We start from the raw sequence: 20239 nt of genomic DNA, 5'->3' as shown, positions 1-20239 counted from the left end.
GGGCGCAGGGGCGAAGCCCCACGGAGCTTGGGGCAAAGCCCCACCAGGAAGACCCCGCCAGGGTACGGGGGCGGAGCCGACAGGGTCTCGGGTTGATGTCGGCACGGTCTGGGGCGGAGCCCGCCGCGGTCTGGGGGAGAGACCCAGGACGGCACCTCCTGGTCAACCGAGACGGGCCGGGCGGGCGAGCGAAGGGGGTCCGGGGGAGTCCCCTCGGGGGTCTGGGCAGAGCCCCAGGACGGCAGCTCCAGCCGAGACAGGCCGGGTAAGCGGGCAAACGGGGTCTGGGGCGGAGCCCCATCGGGGCGCAGGGGCGAAGCCCCGCCGGGGGCTGGGGCGCAACCCCAGGACGCGACCTCCCGGCCGACCGAGACGGGCCGGGCGGGCCGGGCGAAGGGGGTCCGGGGGAGCCTCCTCGGGGGTCTGGGGCAGAGCCCCAGGACGGCAGCTCCAGCCGAGACAGGCCGGGTAAGCGGGCAAACGGGGTCTGGGGCGGAGCCCCATCGGGGCGCAGGGGCGAAGCCCCGCCGGGGTCTGGGGCGCAGCCCCAGGACGCGACCTCCCGGCCGACCGAGACGGGCCGGGCACGCGGGCAAACGGGGCTGCCCCCAGCCCACCGAGGCGGGCCGAGTCAGGGGGTCGATGATGTGTGCGTGTTCTGCGGGGGCGCCTCCGCATCGTCATCCGACGTAGCCAACCACGCCCCCACACCGACCGCCGCCACCAGCACCACCCCCGCCACCCCCAGGGTGATCCTCCGGCGCCGGGCGACAGCCCGATGTCGGGCAGAGCCGGGCCGCGGCGCCCCGGAGGCCCGCGGCGCCCGGGCCGTCCCCCGCGCGCCCCCGGCCAGCTCGTCGGGCCCCGGCACCCTCATCGACGTATGCGTGTCCCGGTTGGAGTCCGGCCGCGCGCCGGGGACGAGAGACACCGCCCCCCGCCGCCGTACCTGATCCCCCGCCGACGCGGGAACCGGCGCCGCGGACTCCTCCCCCGCCTCCTCGGCCGCCTCCGCGTCCGGCTCGTCCACGTCCAGCGGTGGCATCCCGGCCAGCAGCGGCAGCTGCTCCCGCAGCCGCGCCGCCAGCTCGGACGCCCGCAACCGCGACGCCGGCCCCTTCGCGAGGCACTGCACGATCAGCTGCCACAGCTCGTCCGGAATCCCCGGCAGCGGTACGACCGTCTCGGTCACGTGCCGCCGTAGCACGGCCCCCGGATGCCCGCCGCCGAACGGCGTGAAGCCGGCCAGCAACTCGTAGAGAACGGTCGCCAGGGCGTAGATGTCCACCGCCGCGCGCGGGGGCAGCCCCTCCACGATCTCCGGGGCCAGGTAATCAGGCGTGCCGATGATCTTCGTGGCACGAGTCCGCTTGGGGGAGTCGATCAGCTTGGCCACGCCGAAGTCCGTCAGCAGGGCGGGGTGCGCACCGCCGGGACCCAGCGGCCCCTGCATGTCCAGGAGCACGTTCTCCGGCTTCACGTCCCGGTGCACGACCCCGGCCGCGTGCGCCGCGGCCAGCCCGTCCGCGACGTCCGCCACGATCGCCACCGCCGCCTCGGGCGCCAGCCGCCGTTCCCGCTCGAGCCGGGTGCGCAGGTCCGTACCGCGTACCAGGTCCATGACGAGCGCCAGGTCGTTGCCGTCCACGACCAGGTCGCGCACCGACACGACGTTCGGGTGCTCGAGCCCGAGCAGCGCCGTGCGCTCCTGCACGAAGCGTCCGACGAGCTCCTGGTCGGACGCGAGATCCTCGCGCAGCAGCTTGATGGCGACGGGACCCTCCGGTCCCTCGCCCAGCCACACCGTGCCGGCGCTGCCCCGCCCCAGGATCTGGTTGGCGGTGTACCGGCTGCCGATCTTCCGTGCCAAGGCTGCTCCTACAGACGCGTGTTGTCGTTAAAAGTACGCGTCCGACGTGCCGACCTTCACCACGGAGACAGAAATCACCCGCCAGATGTCGACAAATCCACAGACTGGCGATCAGTTGCCGCTGGTGGCGTTGCCCAGATCCTTGACCCAGCCGGTCACGGTGCTCACCAGGTCACGCAGCTGGTGCCAGTAGCCCTTGCCCTCCCCGACCCAGGTGTGCAGGGGGGTGAGGTCCCAGATGAGCCAGCCCGCGACGACCAGGATGACGATCACGAACAGACAGCCCTTGAGACAGCCGAGCCCGGGGATCTTCATCGGGTTGGCGCTGCGCTGCCGGGGCTCGCGCGCCGGGCGCCGGGGCTCCGCCGGTGCGGCGGGCGGCGCGTACCGCTGGGGCTGCTGCGGCGGGGCGTACTGCTGCGGCTGGCCGTAACCGGGCGGCGGGCCCTGCTGCTGCCGCCGCGGCTGGGGACGCTGCTGGGGCTGCGGCCGCGGCTGCTGCTGCTGGGGGCGGGCCACCTGCCGCTGAGGCCGGCGGCGCAGCGGGTCCTCGTTCGGGTCGAGGTACTGGATCTGCGTCTGCTCGTTGCGGTCGCGGGCCGCGGCCAGCTGGTTCTGCCAGGGGTGCGGCTGCTCGGGCTGCTGCCCGGCGCCCGGCTGGTGCTGCGGCACCGGCGGCATGACGGCGGTCGGGTCCGCCGCCCCGGTGTTCGGCAGTACGGCGGTGGGGTCGGCCGCGCCGACCGGACCACCCGTGTGCGGCAGGACGCTGGTCGCCGCGTTCGGGTCGTACGCGCCCGGCGCCGAGCCCGTCGGCAGCACCTGGGTCGGGTCGGCGGCCCCGGGCACACCGGGCACGGCGGTCGGCGCCGGGTCGGGGGCCAGCAGGGCGCCCACGCCCTCCGCGGCGGCGATCTGTGCCGAGTTCGCGTGCACGCCGATGCCCTCGGCGACGACGCGCAGCCCGCGCGCGAGGTTCTCGGCGCTGGGCCGTTCGTCCGGGTTCTTGCGCAGGCAGCGCTCTATGACCGTCCACAGCGGGTCGGGCACGGTGGACGGGCGGCGCGGCTCGGCGCTGAGATGCTGGTGGAGCACCTCCAAGGCGCTCCCGCCGGCGAACGGGGGACGGCCCGTGACCAGCTCGTACAGCAGGATGCCGGCGCCGTAGATGTCGACCGCGGAGGTCTGCGGGCGGCCCTCGGCGGACTCCGGCGCGACGTACGCGGGCGTCCCGACGAACTCGTGGGTGCGGGTGAGGCCCGGGGAGTCGGCGAGGCGCGCGATGCCGAAGTCGGTCAGCAGCGGGTGCATCCGGCCCTCGTGCTGCTGGAGCAGCACGTTGGCGGGCTTCAGATCGCGGTGGACGACGCCGTCGGCGTGGCTGGCCGCGAGCGCGTCGGCGATCTGAGCGGTCATCAGGGCCGCGGCGACGGGTGTGAAGGGGCCGTTCTCGCGCAGGTAGCGGTGCAGGTCGGGGCCCTCGACGAGGTCCATGACCAGTGCCAGCAGTTCGCCCTCGACCACCAGGTCGCGGACCCGGACGATGTTCGGGTGGGTCAGCCGGAGCAGGACGGACCGTTCCCGCAGGAACCGCATCACGATGTCCGCGTCGCTCGCGAGCTCCTCCTTGAGGACCTTGATCGCGACGGTCTCACCGGGCTGTCCGGGCACGGCCGCCTCGGCGCCCGCGGTCTCACGCTGGCGGGCTCGCCAGACGGTCCCGGTGGCGCCGCGTCCGAGCGGCTCCTCCAGGAGGTACTTGCTGCCTACCGGCCGCACGTCATGCGCTCCCTGCTGATGGCTGGTGTTCCGACCCACTGTAGTGCCGCTCCGTAGGGCACTACGTAAGCGTTCCCCTGCATGTTCGATGGAAAGACGCTCGCCTTGGTCTCGATGGTTGCCGGGCCCGGACGTGACCGATCTCAAGTGATCGTCGGCGAGGTACTGGTCAGGCACTTTTAGGGGCAGAGCTGACCAATCAAGATCACTTGTTACCGGGTCGCGGGCGGATTGTCAGTGGCAGGTGCGAGGATGCCTGAAGTACTGGCCGACGTGCTCGTGGGGTGGGGGGTATACCGCGCCCGTGCAGAAGGGACCGCTGACGGCGATGCAGATCCGGCTGACCGTCGTAGACCCGCTGGGCCCGTCCCCGCAGCGGGGCCGCGCCGCGAGCCGCGACGTGCTGGTCACGGCGCCCGCCGGCACGGACCTGGCGGCGGTGGCGTCGGCCCTGGCCTCGGCGGTCTCCGGCGACGGCAGCCTGGGCCGCGAGTCCGCGGCCGCCACGGTCGTGCTGTACGCGGGGGCGGAGCGGCTGGACGCCCGGCGCTGCACCCTCGGCGAGCCCCCGCTGCTCGACGGCGCCGTGCTGTCCCTGGGCGCCCCCGCAGAGCCCGAGGCACATCCCGAGCTGGACGACGCCCCGACCCAGCTGCACGTGGTGGCGGGCCCGGACGCGGGCGGCGTCCATCTGCTGCACGGCGGCCAGATCACCATCGGCCGCTCCGCCGACGCCGACGTCCCGCTCGACGACCCGGACGTCTCGCGGCTCCACTGTGCCGTGACCGTCGCCGCCGACGGCCGCGTCTCGGTCGCCGACCTCGACTCCACGAACGGAACGGCCCTGGACGGCACCCGGGTGGACACCCGTCCGGTGCGCTTCGCTCCGGGGGCCCTGCTCAGGATCGGCGAATCGGCTCTGCGGCTCACTCCGTCCGGGGGGCCGGGGGCGCGCGTGGAGACCGTGCCCGACGGGGAGGGGTGCGTCCGGGTGACCCCGGGCGGATCGGTGACCGCTCCCGACGATCCGGCGCCCCACGCGCGCGAGGACGCCACCGCACGCGCCGACGCTCCCGGCGCAGGCACGCATCACGTGTACGGCTCGACCGGCTGTGGCTCCTCGGGCGGCGGCCCGGGCGCCCAGGAGCACCGGCCCGTGGAGCCGCCGGTCGTACCGGAACAGGGCGGCGCGCCCAGGATCGAGAGCCGCGGCGGGGACACCCACGTCGGCCGCTTCGGAGTCGGCGGCACGGGCGCCGCCTTCTCCGGTACGACGGGTCACGACACGGCACCGGACGCCCCCCACTCCGGCGCACGCGCGCATGAGGACGGGCTTCCCGCCGGACGCAAGGGCACTCCCCTCCGTGGCACCGAGGTGCCCCAGGGCCTGCGCAGGCGCGGCGGCATAGGCGCGTGGGCGCGGCGGCTGACCGGCGGCCGCGGGGAGGAGCCGGCCGCCGGCCGGGAGGCGTACGGCGCGCAGGGTGCCGGTGAGGCGGCCGCCCCGGCGGCCGGTGTCCCCCAGCAGCCGGAGACCTGGCCGGACCCGGCCGCGCTGCTGCTGACGGCGCTGGGCCCCGGGCCGCGACTGTGGGAGCGCGGGCCGGGACACCCCGAGACCCTCACGGTCCGGCTGGGCACGGCCGACCGGGCCACGCCGGACGGCTCGGGCCTGCTGCCCGCCGTACCGGTGACCGCGGATCTGCGCGAGGCGGGTGCGCTGGGCCTGGCCGGACCGCGCGCGCGGCTGTCGGGACTGGCGCGCGCGGCACTGGCGCAGCTCGCCGCGCTGCACTCCCCCGACTCGCTGGAGATCGTCCTGATCAGCGCGGACCGCGCGCGCACCCTGGAGGAGCGCACCGCCGAGTGGTCCTGGCTCGGCTGGCTCCCGCATGTGCGCCCGGGCCACGGCCAGGACTGCCGTCTGCTGCTCGCCCACGACCGTGAACAGGCCGCGGCGCGCACCGAGGAACTACTGCACCGCTTGGAAGGGCATGTGTCCGACGGGACGGCGGCGCTGCCTCTGGTCCGAGACGTCCCCCGGCCCGCCGCCCTCGACGGCGAGCGGCGTCCGGCCCGGCGGCCCTCCTGGGCGCGGGACGACTTCGGCGAGGACGGCACGGGCGGCTTCGCCGGGCCGTACACCGTGGTCGTCGTGGACGGCGACCCGGGCGGGGCCGGTCTGCGCGAGGCGGTGGCACGGCTGGCACTGGAGGGACCCCGGGCCGGGATACACGTCGTGTGTCTCGCCGAGACGGACCCCGCCTCGCCCGCCTCACCGGTGACGGAGACGTACGAGGCGGCCTGCGCGGTGGCGCCGACGTTCCGTGAGTGCGGTGCCGTGGCGCTGCTCGGCGGCGACGTGGCCACGGCGCTGCACCTGATGCGGGTGGCGCGCACGGACTCCCACAGCGGCTCGGCCGTTCCCGTGGGCCCCGGCACGGTCGCCTCGGTCGACGCGGTCTCCCCGGCCTGGGCCGAGCGGTTCGCACGGGCGCTGGCGCCGTTGCGCACGGACGGTGCCGTCGGCGAGCGGCACGCGCGCGTGGCCGCGCCGCTGCCGCTGTCGGCACGGCTGCTCGACGAGCTGGGGCTCGCCCGGGCCACCCCGGCATCACTCATGGCGCGCTGGGCGGACGCGGCAGACGACACCGAGTCGCTGGGCGGCCGGGCCGTTGCCGTGCTCGGCGCCGGTCCGCGCGGCCCGCTCAGCGCGGACCTGGTGGCCGACGGGCCGCATCTGCTGATCGAGGGGCCGTACGGCAGTGGCCGTACGGAGCTGCTGCGCGCGGTCGTCGCCTCGCTCGCCGCCGCCGAGCGCCCCGACCGGCTGGGCGTCGTCCTGATCGACGGCCGCGACGGCGTCGGCACGGCCGGCGGCCCTGGCGAGGGCCTGCGCGTCTGCACGGACATCCCGCACGTCACGACTCACCTCACCGCGAACGACCCGGTCCGTATGCGGGAGTTCGCCCAGTCCCTGAGCGCCGAGCTGAAGCGCCGGGCCGAACTGCTCGGCCGGGACGGCTTCGCCGAGTGGCACGCGCACCGCGCGCTGTCGGGCCGTATGGTCACGCAGCGCACGGCGAACGGACGCCCCGCCCCGTCCGGGGCCGGGGACCTCGACACCCCGCCCAGCTCCACGCTGCGGCTGCGGCCCGCGGCGACGTCCCGTCAGCAGACCGAGGTGGCACCGCCGTTGCCCCGCCTCGTGGTGGTCGTGGACGACCTGGACGCGCTGGTCTCCCCGGCGCTGGGTTCGCCGGGGCGGCCCGCCTCGGGGTCCGTGATACGGGCGCTGGAGGCGGTGGCCAAGGAGGGCGAGCGACTCGGCGTCCACCTGGTGGCCGCGTCCGGGCCCGGCGGCCGTACGGCGGAGACGGAACCGGCCCGCCGGGCCACCCTGCGCGTCGCCCTGGACGCGCCGGCCTCCGGGCCCGAGGAACCGGCGCCCGGGCGCGGGCGGTTGACCTCGGCGGACGGACGCGTGACCGCGTTCCAGGGGGGCCGCGTGACGGGCCGTATCCCGCGCACCGCGACCCAGCGCCCCACGGTCGTCCCCCTGGACTGGCACCGTATGGGCGACCCGCCGGCCCGGCGCCCCGTGCGCGAGCTCGGCAACGGCCCTACCGACCTGGCGCTGCTGGCCAGCGCGGTGGAGCGGGCGGCGAGGGAGGTCGCGGCGGTGGAGATACCTTCGCTTCTGTAACGGAGGCACCCTCTCGGCGCCGGTCGGCATCATCCGGCCCGTCCGGGGCACCCGCTGCTCATAGAGCGTGGGGGAGTTCGAGGACGAGGCCGTTCGAGCCCAAACGGGGCTCCGGGGACGCCGGCCCCCGGCGAGGCCCGCACCGACACCAGCCCGCTGATCACGACGCGGTCACGATCTCCCACTTGACAGCGCCGGCGCTCTTGCCGCGTTCAAGCAGCCGGGCGTAGACCGGACCGCACGGCACAGCGCTCGGACGTTCAACGGAGAACGAAGAACGGGGCAGTGATGCGTAGCAAGAGCAACACCATCCGGACAAACAGGGCCGTCACCACACTCGCCACACTTCTCACAGGAGCCCTCGCGCTCACCGCCTGCGGCGGCAGCGACAGCAAGAAGGACAACGGCGGCAAGAGCAGCGGCGCCAGCGAGAGCGGCAGCACCGTCACCCTGCCGAAGCTGAACGGCGTGAACCTGGAGGTCGCCGCCGTCTGGACCGGCCAGGAACAGAAGAACTTCAAGCAGGTCCTCGGGGAGTTCGAGAAGCGCACCGGCGCGAAGGTCACCTTCGTGCCCGCCCAGGACCCCATCATCAACTTCCTCGGTTCGAAGATCGCCGGTGGTCAGCCGCCGGACGTCGCGCTGCTCCCGCAGCCCGGCGCCATCAAGCAGGCCGTGGACAAGAAGTGGGCCAAGCCCCTCGGCGCCGAGGCGCAGGCGGAGCTCGCCAAGAACTACTCGCAGGGCTGGCAGGACATCGGCAAGGTCGACGGCAAGCAGTACGGCGTCTACTACAAGGCCGCCAACAAGTCGCTGATCTGGTACAACGCCAAGGCGTTCGACAACGCCGGCGCCAAGGAGCCGAAGACCTGGCAGGAGCTGCTGACGGCGGCTCAGGCGGTGTACGACTCCGGTGTCACCCCGTTCTCCGTCGGCGGCGCCGACGGCTGGACCCTCACCGACTGGTTCGAGAACGTCTACCTCTCCCAGGCGGGTCCGGAGAAGTACGACCAGCTCGCCCAGCACAAGATCAAGTGGACGGATCCGTCGGTGAAGCAGGCGCTCACCACCCTCGCCCAGATCTGGGGCAAGAAGGACTATGTGGCGGGCGGCGCCGACGGGGCTCTGCAGACCGAGTTCCCGGCCTCGGTCACCCAGACCTTCACGGGCGGCGACCAGCCGAAGGCGGCCATGGTCTACGAGGGCGACTTCGCTCAGGTCAACATCGGTGAGACCAAGGCGAAGGTGGGCACGGACGCCAAGGTGTTCCCGTTCCCGGCGGTGGGCTCCACCGCGCCCGTGGTCTCCGGCGGCGACGCGGCCGTCATCCTGAAGGACTCCAAGGGGGCCCAGGCGCTGGCCACCTTCCTGGCCTCGCCGGACGCGGCGACGATCCAGGCGAAGCTGGGCGGCTATCTCTCCCCGAACAAGAACGTGCCGGCCTCGGCGTACCCGAACGCGGTGCAGCAGACGATCGCCAAGGCGCTCATCGCCTCGGGCGACGACTTCCGCTTCGACATGTCCGACCAGGCCCCGCAGGCCTTCGGCGGCACCCCCGGCAAGGGCGAGTGGAAGGACCTCCAGGACTTCCTGAAGAACCCGAAGGACGTCGCGGGCGCCCAGGCGAGGCTGGAGAAGGACGCGGCGGCGGCGTACGGCAGCGGAAGCTGATCCGGCGATGTCGTCGGCCACGGCGGCAGGGGTCCCACCGGGCCCTGCCACACCGAAGAGTCGCAAGAGCGTGACCGGCACCCGCAGGACCGTGGCGGCACTGTTCCTGCTGCCCGCCCTGGTACTGCTCGGCGCGCTCGTGGTCTACCCGATCGGGTACTCGGTCGTCCGCAGCTTCTACAACTCCTCGGGCGACGGCTTCACCGGAGTCGACAACTACAAGGCCCTGTTCACGGACGACGGCATTCGCACGGCTCTGAAGAACAACATCATCTGGGTGGTGTTCGCGCCCACGGTCTCCACGGCCCTCGGTCTGATCTTCGCGGTGCTGACCGAACGGGTGCGCTGGGGAACGGCGTTCAAGCTGGTCGTCTTCATGCCGATGGCGATCTCGATGCTGGCCGCCGGGATCATCTTCCGGCTGGTGTACGACCAGGATCCGGACAAGGGTGTCGCCAACGCCGTGTGGGTCGGCATCCACGACACCTTCGCCCAGTCGTCGGCGTTCCCGAAGGCGCACCCGGGACGCCAGTCGCCGCTCGAGCCCGACGCGGGCGGTTTCATCACCTCGGCGACCGTGCACACGGGCCAGACGGTCGCGCTGCCCCTGGTGGGCGTGGCCCCGGACCAGATGCCCGACAACGCGAAGAAGGCCGTGGCCGCGAAGCCCGAGCCGGGAAAGATCACCGGCACCACCTGGCAGGACTTCACGCGCGGCAGGGGCGTCGGAAAGCTGGGCACCCCCGACCCGTCCGAGCTGGGCTACGCGGGGATGAAGATCGAGGCGGTGAAGGACGGCAAGGTGGTGGCCTCGGCGAAGGCGGCCGCCGACGGCACCTTCACGCTCCCCGCCGACGCGGACGGCGCTCGGCTCCGGCTTCCGGCGGGCAACTTCAAGGCACCGTACAACGGCGTCGACTGGCTCGGCCCGTCGCTGGTCACCCCGGCCATCATCGGATCGTACGTCTGGATGTGGGCGGGCTTCGCGATGGTGCTGATCGCGGCCGGACTGGCGGGCGTACCGCGGGAGTTGCTGGAGGCCGCGCGCGTCGACGGGGCGAACGAGTGGCAGGTGTTCCGGAAGGTCACGGTGCCGCTGCTCGCCCCGGTCCTGGCGGTCGTCACCGTCACTCTGATGATCAACGTGTTGAAGGTCTTCGACCTGGTCTTCATCATCGCGCCGGGCTCGTCCCAGGACGACGCCAACGTGCTCGCCCTGGAGCTGTACCGGAAGGGCTTCGCGGAGGACCAGCCGGGCATCGCGAGCGCGATCGCGGTGTTCCTGCTGCTGCTGGTGATCCCGGTGATGTGGTTCAACGTTCGCCGGCTGAGGCGGGTGGGCAGGCGATGAGGACGCATGTGCCTTGCATCGGCCGGGGGTCCGGGGGTTGTCCCCCGGCAATGCGCAGTAACGTTCGCCGGCTGAGGCGGGAGGGCAGGCGATGACGACGCATGCCGGAAGCATCGGCAAGACGGCTCCGGTCGGGACCGTGAAGGTGCGGCAGTCGCCGGCCTCGCGGATCGCCGGAAGGCTCAGCGGTGGGCTGGTGCGTGCCTTCCTGCTGGTCGTCGGCCTGTTCTGGCTGGTGCCGACGATCGGTCTGCTCATCTCCTCGCTGCGCTCGCCCGAGGACATGAGCGCGAGCGGCTGGTGGAAGGTGTTCGCCAAGCCCTCCCAGCTGACCTTCGACAGCTATCAGAAGCTGCTGGAGAACGGTGACATCACCGACTCCCTCTGGAACACGGTGCTGATCACGGTTCCGGCGACGGTCCTGGTGGTCGTCATCGGCTCGCTCGCGGGCTATGCGTTCGCGTGGATGGAGTTCCCGGGCCGTGACTGGTGGTTCCTGGGTGTGGTCAGCCTGCTGGTGGTGCCCGTGCAGGTGGCGCTGATCCCGATCGCCGAACTGTTCGGCAAGCTCGGCCTGTTCGGGACGATCTTCGGGGTGATCCTGTTCCATGTGGGCTTCGGCCTGCCGTTCGCGGTGTTCCTGCTGCGGAACTTCTTCGCGGAGATCCCCCGGGAACTGCTGGAGGCGGCCCGGCTCGACGGGGCGGGTGAACTGCGCCTGTTCGCACGGGTGGTGATGCCGCTGGGCGGGCCCGCGATCGCGAGCCTGGGCATCTTCCAGTTCCTGTGGGTGTGGAACGACATGCTGGTCGCCCTGGTGTTCACCAAGTCGGGCACGCAGCCGATCACGGTGGCGCTGCAGACGCAGGTCCGCCAGTTCGGCAACAACATCGACGTACTGGCGCCGGGAGCGTTCATCTCCATGGTGATCCCGCTGGCCGTGTTCTTCGCGTTCCAGCGGCAGTTCGTGTCGGGCGTGATGGCAGGAGCGGTCAAGTAGCCGTCAAATCGCGGTAAAAAGGGCACATCCGAAGGGCGAGTCGGCTATCGGCTCGCCTTTCGCCGTTCATCGGACATCCCCCACATGCCGTACGAACCGTAACCAATTCACTCCAGCGGCCGTTCCCGGGCAGAAACGCCCGCGCCGACCGACCCATGGATGTGCCGTGCCCAGGTTCAGTGTCATCGTCCCCGTGTACAAGGTTCAGGCCTATCTGCACGAGTGCCTGGACTCGGTGCTCTCGCAGTCCTGTGCCGATCTCGAACTGATCGCCGTCGACGACCACTCACCGGACGCCTGCGGGGCGATCATCAACGAGTACGCGGCCCGCGACACGCGCGTACGAGCGGTACACCTGGCGGAGAACCAGGGCCTGGGCGGCGCCCGCAACGCGGGCATGAAGCACGCCCAGGGCGACTACCTGATCTTCCTCGACAGCGACGACACCCTCGCTCCGAACGCGCTGCGCTCCATCGCCGACCGGATCAAGGACACCGGCGAACCGGACGTCCTGGTCTACGACTACGCGCGCACCCGGTGGACGGGCGAGGCCACCCGCAACAAGTTCGCGCTCGAGCTGGCCGAACAGGGCCCGGCCCCATTCCGCCTCGAGGACCGCCCGGGGCTGCTGCGGGTCCTGATGGTGGCCTGGAACAAGGCCTGCCGAAGGGAGTTCGTCGAGGCGAACGGCTTCCGGTTCCCGCCGGGCTACTACGAGGACACCCCCTGGACCTACCCGGTCCTGATGGCGGCCGAGTCCATCGCGACCCTCGACCAGGTGTGCGTGCACTACCGGCAGCGTCGGCAGGGCAACATCCTCGGCACCACCAGCCGGGGGCACTTCGACATCTTCGAGCAGTACGACCGGGTGTTCGCGTTCATCGACGAGCGGCCCGAACTCGCCCGGTGGCGGCCGGTGTTGTTCCGTCGCATGATCGACCACTTCTCGACGGTGTTCACCAAGCGCGACCGGCTGCCGCGCGGCACCCACGCCGAGTTCCTGGTCAAGGCCCGTGCGCACTACCGCCGTTACCACGCCCCCGGCGCCTCGGTCCCCCTGCGCTCACGCCTGCGCCACACCCTCGTCCGCTTCGGGCTGCACCGCACCTACCGCGCCCTGCAGTTGGCGATGGCCGCGCGCCGCCGCACCCTCAGGCTCGCCGCCGGGCTCGCCCGCGTCCTGAAGGCCGCCGCCCTCCAGCTGCACTACCGCGTCCAGCTGCGCCTGCCGCTGCGCGCCGACCGCGCCGTGTTCGCCGCCTACTGGGGCCGCGGCTACGGCTGCAACCCGGGCGCGCTGGAGGCCGCGTTCCGCACCCACGCCCCGCACATCCGCACGGCGTGGATCGCCCACCCCGAACACCATCACACGATCCCGCCGGGACCGCGCCGGCTGCGCCCCGGCACTGCCGCCTACTGGACGGCGCTGGCCCGCTCCAAGTACCTGGTCAACAACGTCAACTTCGACCGCCGGCTGCGCAAGCGCCCCGGCCAGGTCTTCGTCCAGACCCAGCACGGCACTCCCCTCAAGCACATGGGCCTGGACCTCCAGGAGCGCCCGGCGGCCGCCCGCGACACGGACTTCGCGGAGCTCCTGCGGGGCGTCGACAAGTGGGACTACGTCGTGTCCGCCAACCGCCACACCACCCTGACCTGGGAGCGCGTCTACCCCGGCGGCTACACCACGCTGGAGTACGGCTACCCGCGCAACGACGTCTTCCAGCGGGCCACCTCGGCGGACGTGGCCCGGCTGCGCGAGCAGCTCGGCATCCCGGACGGCTCGGTCGCGATCCTCTACGCCCCCACCCACCGCGACCACCGCCGCACCCAGCGCCTCGCCCTGGACCTGGACCATGTCCTGCGCTGCCTGGGCCCGCGCTTCGTGATCCTGACGCGCGCCCACTACTGGCACGACGGCCCGCTCGCCGAGGCGCACGACCGGATCATCGACGTCAGCGACCACCCGAGCGTCGAGTCCCTCTGCCTCGCCTCGGACGCGCTGGTCACCGACTACTCGTCGATCATGTTCGACTACGCCAACCTCGACCGGCCGATCATCGTGCACACCGCCGACTGGGATGTGTACGAGGCGGCTCGCGGCACCTACTTCGACCTGCGCGCCTTCCCGCCGGGCGCGATCGCGCGCAGCGAGGACGAGCTGATCGACATCTTCGCGTCCGGCCACTGGCGCGGCTCGAGCTCGGCCCGGCTGCGCAGGGCGTTCCGGGAGCGCTTCTGCCCGTACGACGACGGACGCGCCGCCAAGCGGGTCGTCCAGCACGTCGTGCTGGGCCGGACCGAGGGGCAGCCGCCGTTCACCCCGCTCGACGAGCGCCGCCCGGCGCCTTCGGCGGCCTCGGCGCTCGCCCGCACCCCGCTCGCCACCCTTCCGCAACCTTCCGGCCCCCTCCCCGTCACCGACGGCCGCTGAACGCCGTTTCCCCTACCGGGAGTTCCCATGCCCCTCAGCACTTCGCGGCCCACCCCCACCCGGCCGTCCACCTGGCGGCCGACCGGGCGGCCCAGCCGCGTCCGTACCACCACAGAAAGAGCAGAATGCCCCGCTTCAGCATCATCGTCCCGTCCCATGGGGTCGCGGGCCGGCTGTCCCAGGCACTGGACTCGGTCCTCGCACAGTCCTTCGCCGACCTCGAGCTGATCCCGGTCTGCGACGAGCCCGGGTCCCCGGCCGCCGGCGTCGCCGCCGGTTACGCCGAGCGGGACTCCCGGGTGACCCCGGTGCACTCGCCGCCGACCGCCGGTCTGAGCGGGGCGCGCAACACCGGGCTGCGGGCGGCGACCGGGGCGTATCTGCTCTTCCTCGACGGCGACGACGTGCTGGTGCCCGGGGCGCTGTCGGCGCTCGCCGCGCGGCTCGGGGAGACCGGCGACGTCGATGTCCTGTACTTCGAGCACGAGCGGACGCCCTGGTGGGAGGGCGAGCCGAGCAACCCGGCGGGGCCGGTGCTGGCGAGGACCCCGGCCGGGGCGTTCTCCCCCGGCCGGGCGCCCGGGCTCACCGGCGTCCAGCTGCCGGCCTGGAGCGCCGCATACCGCCGCTCCTTCGTCGCCGCGCACCAACTCGCCTTTCCAGCAGGGCACTTCACGGACATCGGCTGGGGCGGGCTGACGACAATCGCCGCGGACCGGCTGGCGGTGCTGCGCTCGGTGCTCGTCCGGCACCGGCTGCGGCGTCAGGGCAGCAGGCTCAATCTGCCGGGCGCGCACCAGCACGAGCTTCTGGACCAGGTGGACCTGGTGCTGACCCGGGCCGCCGACCGGGGGCTGACCGGCGAGCGGACGCGGCCGCTGTTCGAGCAGCTCTTCGCCACCGTGCTGAAGACCGCCGCCCGTCCCGAGCGGCTGCCCGCCGGGCACCGGGCCTTCTTCCGCCGGGCCCGCCATCTGCACCGGCGCCACCGCCCGGCCGGTTTCCGGATGCCGGGCGGAAGCGTGGGTGTTCAGCACCGGCTCCTTGCGGCGGGGGCGTACACCGCGTTCCACGCGCTGCGCGCCGTCAACCAGTCCGCGGCGAGGGCAGCCGAACTGGTCCCGCGGCCCCACATGCTGCGCACCCGCCTGCGCTACCAGATCCAGCTGCGCCGCCCCCTCGACCCCAACCTCGCCGTGTACTGCGCCTACTGGGGCCGCGGCTACGCCTGCAGTCCGGCCGCGATCCACGCCAAGGCCCGCGAACTCGCCCCACACATCCGCTCGGTGTTCCTGGTGGAGCCCGACCAGGCGCACGCCATGCCCGACGGCGTCGACTACGCGCTGATCGGCAGCCGCCGCTACTGGGAGGTGCTGGCCCGCGCCAAGTACCTGGTCAACAACGCCAACTTCGCCGAGGGGGTCGTCAAACGGCGGGGCAGCGTGCACCTCCAGACCCAGCACGGCACCCCGCTGAAGAAGATGGGCGTGGACCAGTCGACGTACCCGGTGGTGGCCGCCCAGACCGGGAGCTTCGCCAAGCTGCTCGGCCGGGTCGACCGCTGGGACTTCAACCTCTCCTCCAACCGCCACTCCACCCAGATGTGGGAGCGCGCCTTCCCGGGCTCGTACGAGACCCTGGAATACGGCTATCCGCGCAACGACGTCTACTACACGGCGACCGCCCACGACGTGGCGCGCATCCGCCGGGACCTGGGCGTGCCGGAAGGCAGCACCGCCGTTCTGTACGCCCCCACCCACCGCGACCACCACACCGGCTTCGAGACCGGACTCGATCTGGAGGCCTTCTGCGAGGCGGCCGGCGAGGACGTCGTCGTCCTGCTGCGCGCCCACTACTTCTACGACCGGGGGCTCGGCGCCGGAAGCGGCCGGATCATCGACGTCACCGCGCACCGCTCCTCGGAGGACGTCTGCCTGGCCGCGGACGCGCTGGTCACGGACTACTCGTCGATCATGTTCGACTACGCCAACCTCGACCGGCCGATCGTCGTGTACGCCGACGACTGGGAGGTCTACCGGGAGACGCGCGGCGTCTACTTCGATCTGATGGAGGCCCCGCCGGGCCCGGTCGCCCAGACACCCGAGGAGCTCGCCCGCGTCTTCCGAGACGGCTCGTACACGGGGCCGGAGTCCAAGGCGCTGCGGGCCGCGTTCCGCGAGCGGTTCTGCCAGTTCGACGACGGTCTGGCCGCCGAGCGGGTCGTACGGCGGGTGCTGCTCGGCCGGCCGCCGGAGGTGATCCCGCCCGTGATCCCGCTCGCGGAGCGCATCCCCGCCCCCGCCGCCGCGACCCTCGTGAGGAGCTGACCGAGCCGTGCCCCGCTTCAGCGTCATCGTCCCCTGCTTCAAGGTGCAGGGCTTCCTGCGCGAGTGCCTCGACTCGGTCCTGGAGCAGTCGTTCCACGACATCGAGCTGATCGCCGTGAACGACTGCTCGCCGGACGGCTGCGGCGCGATCCTCGACGAGTACGCGGCCCGCGATCCGCGCGTGAAGGTGCTGCACCTGCCGGAGAACGTCGGCCTCGGCCGCGCCCGCAACGCCGGACTCCCCCACGCGACCGGCGACTTCCTGTTCTTCCTCGACAGCGACGACACCCTCACGCCCGGAGCGCTGCGCGCCATGGCCGACCGGCTGGACGAGACCGGCGACCCGGACGTGCTGGTCTTCGACTACGCGCGCACCTACTGGTGGGGCGGGACCCGCCGCAACGTGCTGGCCCATGTGCTGACCGAGGCGGGCGACGGAACCTTCACGGCCGCCGAACACCCGGAGATCCTCGACCTGTTGATGGTGGTGTGGAACAAGGTCTACAGCCGGGAGTTCGTCGAGCTGAACGGCTTCCGCTTCCCGCCCGGCTACTACGAGGACACGCCCTGGACCTTCCCGGTGATGCTCAGCGCCGGGCGGATCGCGGCCCTCGACCGGATCTGTCTGAACTACCGCCAGCGCCGCCAGGGCAACATCCTGTCCACCACCAGCCGCAAGCACTTCGACGTCCACGACCAGTACGCGCGGGTCTTCGCGTACGTCGACGACCATCCGGAGCTGTGGAGCTGGCGGCCCTATCTGCACCGCAAGATGGGCGAGCACTGCCTCGACATCCTCGCCAAGCCGGACCGGCTGCCGCCCTCCGACAAGGCCGAGTTCTTCCGGCGTACGGCGGCGATGTTCCGCCGGCACAGGCCCGAGAACGCGCAGACCGACGGCGAGGTCGCCCTGCTGACGGGCTCGTACCCGGCGTACGTGGTGAGGCGGCAGACCGGACGGGCCGGCCGGGAGCTCGGGCGGCGGGGGCTCCAGGTCCGCCGGGCGGTGGCCGGCCGGGCCAAGCGGGGCTGGTCCGAAGTACACGCCCTGCGCCCCCTCGACCCGGGCCTCGCCGTGTACTCGGCGTTCTCGCACCTCGGGGTGCTCGGCGACCCGGCGGCCGTGTACCGCAAGGCGCGGGAGATCGCCCCGCACATCCGGGGCGTGTGGGTGGTGCGGGACGAGGAAGAGGCGGCCCAGCTGCCCCCGGACGTCGAGCATGTGCTGATGGACACCCCGCGCTGCCACGCCATCGCCGCGCGGGCGAAGTTCTTCGTCAACAACGTCAACTGGCCCGCCACCCTGCCCAAGCGCCCCGGCAGCGTCTACATCCACACCCATCAGGGCACCCCGCTCAAGTACATGGGCGCCGACCTGCTGGGCAAGCCCGGCGCCCGGCACGGCATCGACGTGCCGCAGATGCTGCGCCGGGCCGACCGCTGGGACTACAGCCTGGTCGCCAACCGCCACTCGGAGCTGGTGTGGGAGAGGGCCTACCCCTGCCACTTCACCTCGGTGCGCACCGGCAGCCCGCGCAACGACGTACTGGTCGATCCGGCCGAGGACGCCGGGGCCGCCTTCCGCTTCCGGTACGGCATCCCCGACGACCACCGGGTCGTGCTGTACGCGCCGACCCGCCGCGAATACTGCCGGGGCGGCCACGTGGACCGGGTGGACCTGGCCCGGTTCGCGGCGGACCTGGGCGAGGGCAGCACCCTCGTCGTACGGCTGCATCCCACCCTCGCGACGGGTCCCGCGCGCGGGATGGGCCTGGCCGAGCTGCACCGCCGGGGTGTGGTGGTCGACGCGACGGACGAGCCGCACGTCGAGGAGGTCATGCTCGCCTCCGACGTGCTGGTCACCGACTACTCGGCCCTGATGTTCGACTACGCCAACCTCGACCGGCCGATCGTGGTCCACGCCGACGACTGGGACGCGTACACGGCGAGCCGGGGAGCCTATCTCGACATCACCGCGGAGGCGCCGGGCCATGTGTCGCGCTCCTACCGGGAGCTGGCCTGGCTGTTCGCCTCCGGGGCGTGGCGGGACGAGGAGTCGGCGCGGCTGCGGGCGGAGTTCCGGGCGCGGTACTGCGAGTTCGACGACGGGCGGGCGGCCGAGCGGGTCGTACGGACCCTGCTGCTCGGTGAGACCGTGCCCGGGCCGGACGCCGCGCGGGTGCCGGGGCCGGCCACCGGTCACGACCTGCTCGCCTCGACATGAGGCCGCGCACCTGGGTCCTGGTCCTGTCCGCCGTCTTCGCGGTGCTCCAGCTCGCGAACGTCACCGGCCGGGACACGCCCGACTCCAGGAACTACGTGTCGTACGCGCTGAACCTGGCGGGCGAGAGCAAGCGGGCGGCGGCCGCGGCCACCGTCGACTGGGCCTGCGCCGGCCGGGCGTCCCTGGCGCGCCGCAACCAGAGCGTGAACGCGGTGCGCTTCCATGGGCCGAGCCCCACGCGGCGGGTGGTCGCGCAGTGCCGGGCGGACGAGTCGGGGCTCGTGGACCGGCGGCTGCGGGCCGGGCAGACGGACGGCCACATCGCACCGTTCAACGGCCCGCGGCTGAGGCGGATCTTCGAGGTGCGACCCGGGTATCCGCTGTTCCTGGTGCCGTTCGTCACGGTGTTCGGCGTGACCTGGGGGGTGTGGCTGGCGAGCGTGGCCGTCACGGCCGCGGGCGGGATGCTCGCGTTCCTGATCCTGCGCACCCTGGCCGTGCCGGTGCCGCTCGCGCTGACCGGCCAGGCCCTTTACTACGTCCTGCCGTGCGGCGCGACGGCGATGCGCCCGATGGCCGAGGGGCTGATGCTGGCGCTGACCCTGGCGGCGGTGTGGGGCTGCGCGCTGGCCCTGAACCGCCGGCCCCGGGCCGGGACGGCACTGGTCGCCGGCTGTCTGCTCGCGCTCTTCACCGTGAAGCACTCGCAGTCGCTGTTCCTGGGGCTGTGCCTGGGCGTGGCGGCCACGGCGGTCGCGGTACGGCGCCGGCGGCGTGGCCGTGCCGTGGGGCGCGGAGTCGTGGCGATCGCGGTGACGGGCTGCTGCGCGGCGCTGGGGACGGTCCTCCTGGCGCGGCTGCTGCACTACCCGTCCGAGTCGGAGAGCCTCCAGGACCTGCTGACCGACCACTTCCACCGGCCGGACCGCGCGCATCCGTGGCCGGAGTTCCTGCATCTGGAGTCGAGCTTCTGGATCGAGTGGGTACGGCGGCAGTTCATGGCGCCGCTGTTCCCGGCGGCGCTGGCGGCCGGGGCATGGGGCGCGCTGCGGCGGCCCGCGTTCGGCTGCTTCCTGCTGGCGGCGGCGTTCACCGGGATCCTCACCCAGGCCGGGCATCCCGACATCAACATCTGGGGCGATCGGCTGCTCGTGCTGGCCTGGCTGCTGCCCGTGGTCGGGGTACCGCTGCTGCTGCGGCCACTCGCACGGCACTGGCCGACGCTGCCGGCGCAGGGGAAGGGCGAGCGACAGGTTCACCCGGTGGGGTGAAGGGCGGGTGGCGGCACGGCTGAGTCCGTGCCTTCCGCTGCCCGCGTCGGCCCGCGCCGAGCGCTCCGCTGTCGTCCGTCGTCACCGGGTGCGCCGGCGGCCGCTCACGCGCCGGCGCGGTGTGCCCGAGGAGGCGGGGGCTGGTGCCGACCGGACGGGGAGGCGTCGGCGCGGGTCGTTCAGGGACGAGGTGTCACTCGATGACGAGGTCGACCTCGATGTTGCCGCGGGTGGCGTTGGAGTAGGGGCAGACCTGGTGGGCCTGCTCGACCAGCTTGCGGCCGGTCGCCTCGTCCACGGTGTCGGGCAGCTCGATGCGCAGGGTGACCTTCAGGGCGAAGCCCTCGCCCTGCTTGCCGATGCCGACCTCGGCGGTGACGGCGGCATCGCTGACGTTCACCTTGGCCGCGCGGCCGACCAGGCCGAGGGCGCTGCCGAAGCAGGCGGCGTAGCCGGCGGCGAAGAGCTGCTCCGGGTTGGTGCCCTCGCCGTTGCCGCCCAGCTCCACCGGCGGGGCCAGCTTGAGGTCGATCTTGCCGTCGGAGGTGACGGCACGGCCCTCACGACCGTGGGTGGCGGTGGCGACAGCGGTGTAGAGCGCGTCCATGG

11 protein-coding genes are annotated in these 20239 nt (G+C 72.8%); 8 read left to right on the top strand and 3 right to left on the bottom strand.

Features of this window, described 5'->3' with window-relative positions:
* Positions 1 to 631 precede the first annotated feature (631 nt).
* Both Q8A52_RS19785 and Q8A52_RS19780 read right to left on the bottom strand, forming a co-directional pair.
* Entirely contained in the window at positions 632 to 1870 is a 1239-nt protein-coding gene (locus Q8A52_RS19785) for a serine/threonine-protein kinase (protein ID WP_316753991.1), read from the bottom strand.
* 111 nt (positions 1871 to 1981) lie between these two features.
* Positions 1982 to 3649: a serine/threonine-protein kinase gene (locus Q8A52_RS19780; protein ID WP_316753990.1), complete on the bottom strand. Its 1668-nt coding sequence runs from the start codon at positions 3647 to 3649 to the stop codon at positions 1982 to 1984.
* 328 nt (positions 3650 to 3977) lie between these two features.
* Here Q8A52_RS19780 and Q8A52_RS19775 point away from each other — a divergent pair, with 328 nt between their 5' ends.
* From Q8A52_RS19775 to Q8A52_RS19740, 8 genes are all read left to right on the top strand, one after another.
* Positions 3978 to 7355 carry an FHA domain-containing protein gene (locus Q8A52_RS19775; protein WP_316754255.1) on the top strand — a complete coding sequence of 1126 codons (3378 nt, stop codon included), beginning with the start codon at positions 3978 to 3980 and terminating at the stop codon, positions 7353 to 7355.
* 288 nt (positions 7356 to 7643) lie between these two features.
* Positions 7644 to 9026: an ABC transporter substrate-binding protein gene (locus tag Q8A52_RS19770; RefSeq protein WP_316753989.1), complete on the top strand. Its 1383-nt coding sequence runs from the start codon at positions 7644 to 7646 to the stop codon at positions 9024 to 9026.
* Between the two features lie 7 nt (positions 9027 to 9033).
* A complete protein-coding gene (locus tag Q8A52_RS19765; RefSeq protein WP_316753988.1) occupies positions 9034 to 10377 on the top strand; it encodes a carbohydrate ABC transporter permease in 1344 nt (447 codons plus the stop codon).
* A gap of 91 nt (positions 10378 to 10468) precedes the next feature.
* Positions 10469 to 11377, top strand: coding sequence for a carbohydrate ABC transporter permease (locus tag Q8A52_RS19760; RefSeq protein WP_316753987.1), 909 nt, complete (start codon positions 10469 to 10471; stop codon positions 11375 to 11377).
* A 166-nt stretch (positions 11378 to 11543) separates the two neighbouring features.
* Positions 11544 to 13808, top strand: a complete 2265-nt coding sequence (locus Q8A52_RS19755) for a bifunctional glycosyltransferase/CDP-glycerol:glycerophosphate glycerophosphotransferase (RefSeq protein ID WP_316753986.1) — start codon at positions 11544 to 11546, stop codon at positions 13806 to 13808.
* 125 nt (positions 13809 to 13933) lie between these two features.
* Entirely contained in the window at positions 13934 to 16135 is a 2202-nt protein-coding gene (locus Q8A52_RS19750) for a bifunctional glycosyltransferase/CDP-glycerol:glycerophosphate glycerophosphotransferase (protein WP_316753985.1), read from the top strand.
* A gap of 7 nt (positions 16136 to 16142) precedes the next feature.
* Positions 16143 to 18359, top strand: a complete 2217-nt coding sequence (locus tag Q8A52_RS19745; RefSeq protein WP_316753984.1) for a bifunctional glycosyltransferase/CDP-glycerol:glycerophosphate glycerophosphotransferase — start codon at positions 16143 to 16145, stop codon at positions 18357 to 18359.
* Complete coding sequence (locus tag Q8A52_RS19740; RefSeq protein WP_316753983.1) at positions 18356 to 19630, top strand: hypothetical protein; 1275 nt, start codon at positions 18356 to 18358, stop codon at positions 19628 to 19630. The genes Q8A52_RS19745 and Q8A52_RS19740 overlap by 4 nt, the downstream gene beginning before the upstream one ends.
* Before the next feature lie 193 nt (positions 19631 to 19823).
* Here the strand turns inward: Q8A52_RS19740 and Q8A52_RS19735 are convergent, their stop codons facing one another.
* Positions 19824 to 20237: an organic hydroperoxide resistance protein gene (locus Q8A52_RS19735; RefSeq protein WP_316753982.1), complete on the bottom strand. Its 414-nt coding sequence runs from the start codon at positions 20235 to 20237 to the stop codon at positions 19824 to 19826.
* Positions 20238 to 20239: the final 2 nt, after the last annotated feature.

It is taken from the genome of Streptomyces herbicida (assembly GCF_032656585.1).
In the GTDB taxonomy this organism is placed as follows: domain Bacteria; phylum Actinomycetota; class Actinomycetes; order Streptomycetales; family Streptomycetaceae; genus Streptomyces; species Streptomyces herbicida.
Note: the sequence above shows the minus strand (reverse complement) of the source record. Positions and strands in the feature narration are given on the sequence as shown.

What these genes read in the sequence shown, in the direction of transcription:
- Q8A52_RS19775 (WP_316754255.1), top strand. Translation starts at nt 3,978, where the DNA reads ATGCAGATCCGGCTGACCGTCGTAGACCCGCTGGGCCCGTCCCCGCAG.
- Q8A52_RS19770 (WP_316753989.1), top strand. Translation starts at nt 7,644, where the DNA reads ATGCGTAGCAAGAGCAACACCATCCGGACAAACAGGGCCGTCACCACA.
- Q8A52_RS19765 (WP_316753988.1), top strand. Translation starts at nt 9,034, where the DNA reads ATGTCGTCGGCCACGGCGGCAGGGGTCCCACCGGGCCCTGCCACACCG.
- Q8A52_RS19760 (WP_316753987.1), top strand. Translation starts at nt 10,469, where the DNA reads ATGACGACGCATGCCGGAAGCATCGGCAAGACGGCTCCGGTCGGGACC.
- Q8A52_RS19750 (WP_316753985.1), top strand. Translation starts at nt 13,934, where the DNA reads ATGCCCCGCTTCAGCATCATCGTCCCGTCCCATGGGGTCGCGGGCCGG.
- Q8A52_RS19740 (WP_316753983.1), top strand. Translation starts at nt 18,356, where the DNA reads ATGAGGCCGCGCACCTGGGTCCTGGTCCTGTCCGCCGTCTTCGCGGTG.
- Q8A52_RS19735 (WP_316753982.1), bottom strand. Translation starts at nt 20,237, where the DNA reads ATGGACGCGCTCTACACCGCTGTCGCCACCGCCACCCACGGTCGTGAG.